At 69.5% G+C, this 7,448-nt stretch carries 7 protein-coding genes; 3 read left to right on the forward strand and 4 right to left on the reverse strand.

Annotated elements, in window-relative coordinates:
- The first annotated feature begins 888 nt into the window (after nt 1-888).
- From BBH68_RS35275 to BBH68_RS35285, 3 genes are all read left to right on the forward strand, one after another.
- Nucleotides 889-1,737 carry a DUF6192 family protein gene (locus BBH68_RS35275; protein WP_065967851.1) on the forward strand — a complete coding sequence of 283 codons (849 nt, stop codon included), beginning with the start codon at nt 889-891 and terminating at the stop codon, nt 1,735-1,737.
- Between the two features lie 4 nt (nt 1,738-1,741).
- Entirely contained in the window at nt 1,742-2,170 is a 429-nt protein-coding gene (locus BBH68_RS35280; RefSeq protein WP_065967852.1) for a RacP protein, read from the forward strand.
- Between the two features lie 62 nt (nt 2,171-2,232).
- Nucleotides 2,233-3,084, forward strand: coding sequence for an IS5 family transposase (locus tag BBH68_RS35285; protein ID WP_065967853.1), 852 nt, complete (start codon nt 2,233-2,235; stop codon nt 3,082-3,084).
- A 135-nt stretch (nt 3,085-3,219) separates the two neighbouring features.
- On the opposite strand, the gene BBH68_RS35290 is transcribed toward BBH68_RS35285, so the two are convergent.
- From BBH68_RS35290 to BBH68_RS35305, 4 genes are all read right to left on the reverse strand, one after another.
- The gene (locus BBH68_RS35290) at nt 3,220-3,543 is read right to left on the reverse strand and encodes a DUF6191 domain-containing protein (protein WP_065967871.1); all 324 of its coding nucleotides are present in this window, start codon (nt 3,541-3,543) and stop codon (nt 3,220-3,222) included.
- A 118-nt stretch (nt 3,544-3,661) separates the two neighbouring features.
- Nucleotides 3,662-5,170 (reverse strand): peptide MFS transporter, encoded by a 1,509-nt coding sequence (locus BBH68_RS35295; RefSeq protein ID WP_079151408.1) that lies wholly within the window; start codon nt 5,168-5,170, stop codon nt 3,662-3,664.
- Entirely contained in the window at nt 5,167-6,606 is a 1,440-nt protein-coding gene (locus tag BBH68_RS35300; protein ID WP_065967854.1) for an NAD(P)/FAD-dependent oxidoreductase, read from the reverse strand. Before BBH68_RS35300 ends, BBH68_RS35295 begins: the two co-directional genes overlap by 4 nt.
- Before the next feature lie 42 nt (nt 6,607-6,648).
- Nucleotides 6,649-7,221, reverse strand: coding sequence for a helix-turn-helix domain-containing protein (locus tag BBH68_RS35305; RefSeq protein WP_065967855.1), 573 nt, complete (start codon nt 7,219-7,221; stop codon nt 6,649-6,651).
- Nucleotides 7,222-7,448: the final 227 nt, after the last annotated feature.

Genomic DNA, 7,448 nt, shown 5'->3' on the forward strand with positions numbered 1-7,448 from the left:
CAGGACGCGGACCCCCTGGGCCGGGAGGTCCGGGGGTCTTTGCCCCTTCCGGCCCGCGCGAAAGGGCATGGGGAACTCAGTACCTGTTTCTAAGCCTCGGTTTTGGGTAGCTTTGGGCCCTAGCCTGGCTGGGTGTCCGAGGACGCCAGGGAGGCCGTGGGGCGGGTGTGCGAGGGCTGTAGTGAACGGTTGAGGCCGGGTGCTCCAGCTCGTACGAGGTTCTGTTCCGCGGCCTGTCGGGCCAGGCAGTGGCGTCGGGACCTGCGGTTGCGCAAGCGGGTGGCGGCCGAGATCGGCGGCGCGGGCCGGGCCGAGTGCCCGGAGTGCGGGGCCACGTGGGTGGCCGGGGTGGACCGCCGTTCGAACGCGGTCTACTGCTCGCGGCGGTGCGTGACGAGGGCCTGGCGGGCCCGGAAGGAATCGTTCGGCGAACGGTCACAGTGACCGTAACGCGAACGCATCCGAATCCCAACTTCGGTCACATACCGGTTAATTGCGGTCGTTCGTTGTGATCATAGGATTTTCGGTCCGACTCTCGGGTTCATGAGGCGGGCCGGGTCTCGTCACGGTCAACTGCCGTCCACGGCCCGCGGGTTGGTGGTGAACCATGCCCGAAGAGATCGAGCAGGCCGACGACAGCCGGGTGGGCAGCGTCAGCGCGAACCGTTATGCGGAGATCGTGGCTGAGCTGCGGGAACTGGTGAAAACGGCAAGTCGCATCCTGTTCAAGGTCGGCGACTACGCGCTGGAGATCGAGCCGATGCGCGAGCACGGCGGGGCGGTGCCGGCCGACGGCCTGTTTACTGTGAAGGAGTCGCTGTTCCGTCTGGCCGAGGACATCGGGATGTCCTACTACACGGTGAAACAGGCCCGGCAGACCGCGTCGAAGTGGCCGGAGGACCGCCGGGTCGCGGAGGTGTCCTTCGCCGTCCACAACATCACATCCTCGCGTCCATCTCCGACGAAGAGGAGCGGTTCGCGACGATCCTCACGCCGCCACCGGGCAGGCCGCGGTGGACGCCGGACGAGGCCAAGCGCCGCACGGGCCGTCAGGTCGACAAGCCCGTCACGCCGCAGGAGAAGATCAGCGCCATCCACCCCCTCGCCAAGGACGAGGAGGTCGCGGCGACGGTGACCGGGGACCTGCTGCGGCGTCCGGCCGTGGTCGCCCAGGTCAAGCCCGAGGACAAGGTGAGGGCGGCGGAACAGCTGTCCCGCGAGGACGACGTCGCCACCGCGATCGCCCCGGACATCCTGCGCCGTCCCGCGGTCGTCGCGAAGGTCACGCCGGCCGACAAGGTTAAGGTCGTCGCGGAGCTGACCCGGGATGAGGGCGTCGCCGCGGAGGTGACCACGGGGCTGCTGCGCCGTCCGGACGTCGCGTTCAGGGCGATGGGCGACGACACGGCCCGCCACCAGGTCAACCGGGCCCAGGTCGAACGCGGCCAGCAGGCCCGCGAGGACTTCGAGGAAAACAGCCCGCTCGCCCCGGCGATCCGTGCGATCGACCGGTCGGTGGAGTTCCTCGACCTGGTCACCGCCTGCCACGCGTTCGTCGCGGCGTCCGGCCGGGTCGTCCCGGGTCTGCGCGACCGCCAGCTCGGCGACGACGAACGCGTCATCATCCACGAGAACGTCGCCCGCGTCCGCGCCACCCTCGACTGGATCGAGACGGCCGTGGACACCGGGAAGGTCGACGTCGACGGCGAACTGGCCCGCCTCCTGCAAAGCGAGTAGACGGGTGCCACGCGCCTCCGAGCGCAGATCGGCGGCCTCCCAGCGGCATGCCGACACCATCCGGTTCGTGCTCTTCGAAGCCCGCCCGGCCGGGCTGACCTTCGTCCAGCTCATCCGCTCCAGCGAGCTGACACCGAGCCAGGCCCGCGCGGGCCTGGCCTGCCTGCGCGACATCATCGCCGAACGCAGCTGGCCGCCCCTGATCTGGACGAAGAAGGACGGCTACCGCTTCTGCACTGACACCGCCCAACTCCAGGCATACGAGATCACGGTCGTGAAGGAGAAACTCACCGAGATCCGCCGCTTCATGACCGCCGTCGTCGGCCCGCACGCCGCCCTCCAGCCGAAGGGACGGTGGATCAAGCACCTGAACAGCCAGCTGGGCTCGGTCGAGTCGACGCTCGACATCATCGCCGAGTTCATCGACGCCTGACCGGTTGGGGACGGCCGCGAAGCGGCCGTCCCCAACCCCCGTTCTCCGAGGGGAGGTTCACGATGAGGCACCGCTGCTACCCGTCCGACACCTTCGACGACGAATGGGCGCTCATCGAGCCCCTGCTTCCGGTCCCGGCCTGCGACACCCCCAAGGGGGGACGCCCCGAGAAGCATCCTCGCCGCGAGGTGGTCGACGCGATCCGCTACGTCGTCGACACGGGATGCAAGTGGCGGGCCCTGCCCAAGGACTTCCCGCCCTGGCGGACCTGCTACGGCTTCATGGCCCGCTGGGCCGCCTGCGGTGTCGTCGGGCAGATCCGCGACCGCCTGCGCAAACGCATCCGCCGCGAGATGGGCAGGGCGCCCGGTGCGGTCGCCACCGTGATCGACTCCCAGTCAGTCAAGGCCGCGGAGACCGTCGGCAAGGACAGCCGGGGCTACGACGGCGCGAAGAAGATCAACGGGCGCAAGCGGCACCTGGTCGTGGACACCAAGGGCCTGCCCCTGTTCGTCATGGTCACCCCTGCCGACATGACAGACCGCGACGCGGCGAAGGAAGTCCTGTTCCGGCTGCGGCTGATGCACCCGGAGATCACGATCGCCTGGGCTGACTCCGCCTACGCGGGCAAGCTCGTGACCTGGGCGAAGACACACCTCGGTCTCACCCTGAAGACCGTCAGCCGGCCGAAGGACGCCAGCGGGTTCGTCGTCCTGCCCCGCCGCTGGGTGGTGGAGAGGTCGCTCGCCTGGATCATGCACGCCCGCCGTCACGCGCGCGACTACGAACGGCTGATCCAGCACTCGGAATCACTGATCACCTGGGCCGCGATCACCATCATGACCAGGCGCATCACCCGCCGGACCTCCCGCCGCAGCGGCCAGCCGACCTCCCGGGAAGCCACAAGGGACTGACCGTCGTCCTCAAGGACAGCGTCATCTCCTTGGCCCGTACCCGCCGCGAACCGCGCTGCCGCACCGATGCCCCGGACCGTCCGAACACCGGTGCCACCGCGGGCCGAGCACGTTCGACGGAGGCCGGCGCTCGTCCTACCGACCAACTGGAGGAGGCATCCGGACGACCGCTATTCCGCCCTCCAGATCCACCATGGTCCGGTTCGGCGGCGCTCCGTCCTCCTCGTCGTCCCTCAGAATGAGCGCCGACTGGCGCTCCTTCAGTTCACTCTGCTTGCCCGGCGAGAAGCTCGCATGAAGCTGCTCGAAGCCGGTTGCTGAGATCTGCCCCTGTCTGGCGCTGTTCCGCCACGGCAGCAGCCCGGCTCGCCCGGCTCGCAGAAGCAGCTGATCAGCGAAGGCCAGAACGGTCAGCACGATGACCAGTCCAGGCAGGGTCATGAAGACGGCGAATCCCATGCCCCCAGTATCCAGGCCAAGGCCCATACTCACACGCCCTCTTCGGAAACACATACGACTGTCTCGTTCGATTTCTGAGCTGGCCGCACGCTCACCGAGGCTTAGAAACAGGTACTTCTCAGCGCTCGAGCCCCGCGCCCAGGAGACGGCCCACCGGCCGGCGTGCGGCGAGGAGCGCCGCGCCGATCCCGATCCCGCACACGGCGGTGAGGGTGAAGTAGGAGGCGTTGTCGATCGCGGTGAACAGCTGGCCGAGCAACCCCGCCAGGGAGGAGCCCAGCGCGAGCGTGAGGAAGTTGAGGCCGACCATCTGGGAGCGGAACTTCTCGGGGCCGATCCTCGTGGCCAGGGACAGCCCGATCGGTCCGACGAAGACCTCGGAGGAGCCGGCCGCCATCATGAACAGGAGGATGAGGATCAGCGGGATCTCCGCGTCTCCGGTGGCCTCGGAGAGGATCAGCAGGAACAGATAGGCGCAGCCGATCTGGGTCAGCCCGATGGCGACCTTGGCCACGGGCCCCGGTTGGCGCTCCCCCAGCCTGTTCCAGGCGCGGGCGATGAGCGGGGTGATGAGCACGGCCGCCAGCGGGCTGACAGTGGTGATCCAGGCGACCGGGAAGGTCCATCCGCCGATCTTGAGGTCGATGCGCTCGGTGATGAGGATCGATATCGCGGTGAACTTCTGGAACAGGAAGCCGAAGTACACCCCGGAGGCCAGGAAGAGGGGCAGATAGCCGAGGACGCGGCGGCGCTCGTCGCGGCTGACGGCCGACGAGGTGGTCATGGTGAGGAAGTAGGCGGCGGCGGTCACCAGCGAGGCGATGGTCACGACGGTGGCCAGGTTCTCCGCCCGGAGCAGACCGGTGGCGACGGCCGCGCCCACGGCGGCGAGGAAGGCCAGGGCCACGAGGGCCGCGAGCGGGCGGCGGTTCGCGGGCAGGGGGTTGTTGACGGTCCGGGCGCGCTCGGGCAGGTGCTTCATCGAGGCGGTGTACTGGACCAGCGCGCCGGCCATGCCGATGGCCGCCAGCCCGAATCCGTAGTGGAAGCCCAGTTCGTTCTGGGCGAGGCCGGTGGTGAGCGGGCCGACGACCGCGCCGATGTTGATGGCCATGTAGAAGTAGGAGAAGCCGGCGTCCCGGTGGCGGGCGTCGGGGTTCTCGTCCAGGACGAAGCCGACGATCGAGGTGATGTTCGTCTTCAGCGCGCCGGTGCCGAGGACGATGCACACCAGTCCGGCGCCGAGGCCCGGGAGGCCGGGCCAGAACGCGAGCAGCAGGTGTCCGGCCATGATGACCACGGCGCCGTACAGCACCATGCGCTGCGGGCTGACCAGCCGGTCGCCCAGCCAGGCCCCGAGGATCTGGGACAGGTACACGGCGCCGCCGTAGGCGCCGACGATGCCCGCCGCGACCGCCGGGTCGAGGGCGAGGCCGCCGTCCGCGACCGTGTAGAGCAGGTAGAAGGAGAGGATGCCCTGGAGGCCGTAGAAGGAGTAGCGCTCCCACAGCTCGGTGAAGGCCATGCTCCACAGGCCGCGCCGGGACGGGTGTCCCGGCCCCTCCGCCGGAGTGCCGGCGATCCTGTCGTTCGTCGCGGTGGTGTTCCGGTGCGGTGCGGTGCTCATTCGCTCAGCCCCGCCAGTCGCGAGCCGACACGGGCGATGAGGGAGGTGTTCCGGGAGTGCCTGCTCTCCTCCCACCGGTCGGCGACCCCGAAGAGGCGGTACATGGCGTGCACGCCGATCCAGCGCAGCGGCTCGGGTTCCCAGCGTCCGGAGTCGTGGTCGTTCCACGGCAGTCGGGTCAGGGCGGTGTCGCGTCCGGCGGCCCGGTCCAGCAGGGTCCTGGCCGCGAGGTTGGTGGCCGTCACGCCGTGTCCGGCGAAGCCGCGGGCGACGCCGATCCCGGTGCCGGGGTCGAAGGTGATTCCGGCGCACCAGTCGCGGGTCACCCCGATGGCTCCCCGCCAGGCGTGTTCGATGGTGAACCGCAGGTCGGGGAAGAACAGGCGCAGCCGTTCGCTGAGGGTGCGCACCGTGCGGGCGTCCACCGTGCCCTGGCCGGGGGTGCCGGAGTTGAAGGCGTAGGGGGTGCCACGGCCGCCGATGGCGATGCGGCCGTCGGCGGTGCGCTGGGCGTAGACGAAGGTGTGCGCGGCGTCGCCGAGGCATTCCCGTCCCTCCCAGCCGATGCGTTCCCACGCGTGCGCCGGGAGCTGGTTGGTGACGACCATGGAGGAGTTGACGGGGATGACCTCGCGCCTGCCGAGGCCGCGGGCGTCGCTCTCGATCTGCCCGGAGTAGGCCTCGACGCAGGTCAGGATGGTCTTGGCGCGGACGGTCCCGCGCGGGGTGGTCACGGCGCCGGGCGCGACGCGGGTGGCGCGGGTGCCCTCCACGATGCGGACCCCCTTGGCCTCCACGGCGGTGGCGAGGCCGTGCACGAGCTTGGCGGGGTCGACGCACACCGTGGTGCGGGTCAGCAGGCCGCCGAGCGCCGGCCGGATGGCGATCCGCTCGCGCACGGCGTCGGCGTCCAGGAGTTCGAGGTCTTCCTCGCGGTATCCGCCGGCGAGGTCGGCGGCGTGGGTCAGCTCCAGGCGCCTCATCGCGGCCGGGGTGGTGGCCACCCGCAGGTGTCCGCCCCGCCGCTGGTCCGCCTGGATGCCTTCGTGCTCCAGGACGCGAAGGGTGTCGTCAATGGCCCCGTCCATCTCCCGCTGGAAGGAGGCGACGGCGGCGGCACCGTCCTGTCCGCGCCCGCGGGCGGCCTTGGCGTACACCGCCCGGTTGCCCGGGATGAGCGGCGAGAGCCAGCCGCCGTTGCGGCCGGAGGCGCCGTAGCCGACCTCCTTGGCCTCCAGGACGGTGATCCTCGCGCCGGGGCGGTCCACGACCGCGTGGTAGGCGGCCCACAGGCCGGTCAGGCCGCCGCCGACGATGAGGAGGTCCTGTTCCTCGTCGGGCAGGTCGGTGCGGTGCCGCGCCGGGCCGGTGGGGGTCCCGGCGACGCGGGAGGCCCTCATCCAGTGCGATATCTCGCCGTTGCGGTAGGGGGTCATCAGTACTCCAACAGGTGGCGCGGTGGTGCGTGGGGCGGGGATTCAGTAGGTGGGCGGTGCCATGGCCCACAGGACCCGGGCCTCGTGGGTGCCCGTGGCCTCGACGATCCGGTGGGGGTCGCTGCTGTGGTAGTGGATCGAGTCCAGGGCGGAGAGCCGGTGGTGCTGTCCACCGACCCACACCTCCACCTCCCCGGAGAGGACCAGGAGCAGCTCTTCCGAGCTTCCGTGGGTGTACGGCTCGACGCCGGTGGATCCGCCGGGGGTGAAGTGGCCGAGGAGCACCTCGAGGTGGTCGAAGGAGCCCGGGGTGAGTTTGATCTTGGTGGCCCCCTCGCCGAACGACATGCCGTGGCTGTCGCGGAAGCGCAGCACCGGGCTGACGGTGGTGCCGCCCTGGTCGAAGAGGTCGCCCACGGTGAGTTTGAGGACCTCGCACAGCCGCTGGAGCGTGCGCACGCTCGCGTTGGCCTGGTCGCGTTCGACCTGGGAGAGGTACCCCTCGGTGAGGCCGGTCTGCTCGGCCACATCGCTGAGCGTGAGATGCAGGGCTCGCCTGCGGCGGCGCAGGCGGCCACCGATACCCGTACGGACCTCGGGATGCGCGTTCGACATGGCCGGAAACGTAACAGGACTTTCATCAGGCCACAATGGTTGTTGACGTCATCAAAATTTTCTTTGATGGGTCTGCCTTCAGAGCCCCGACCAGATGTCTTCGAGGTTTCGACAGCGACTCATTGCCTGGACCAGAAAGACCACACTATGGTGAATGGTGTAACTGGTCCGCGAAAGTGCACCACAGTGATCCTGGAGGATCGATGGCTCGCGTCAAGATCAGATCG

This window comes from Streptomyces sparsogenes, from assembly GCF_001704635.1.
Lineage (GTDB): Bacteria > Actinomycetota > Actinomycetes > Streptomycetales > Streptomycetaceae > Streptomyces > Streptomyces sparsogenes.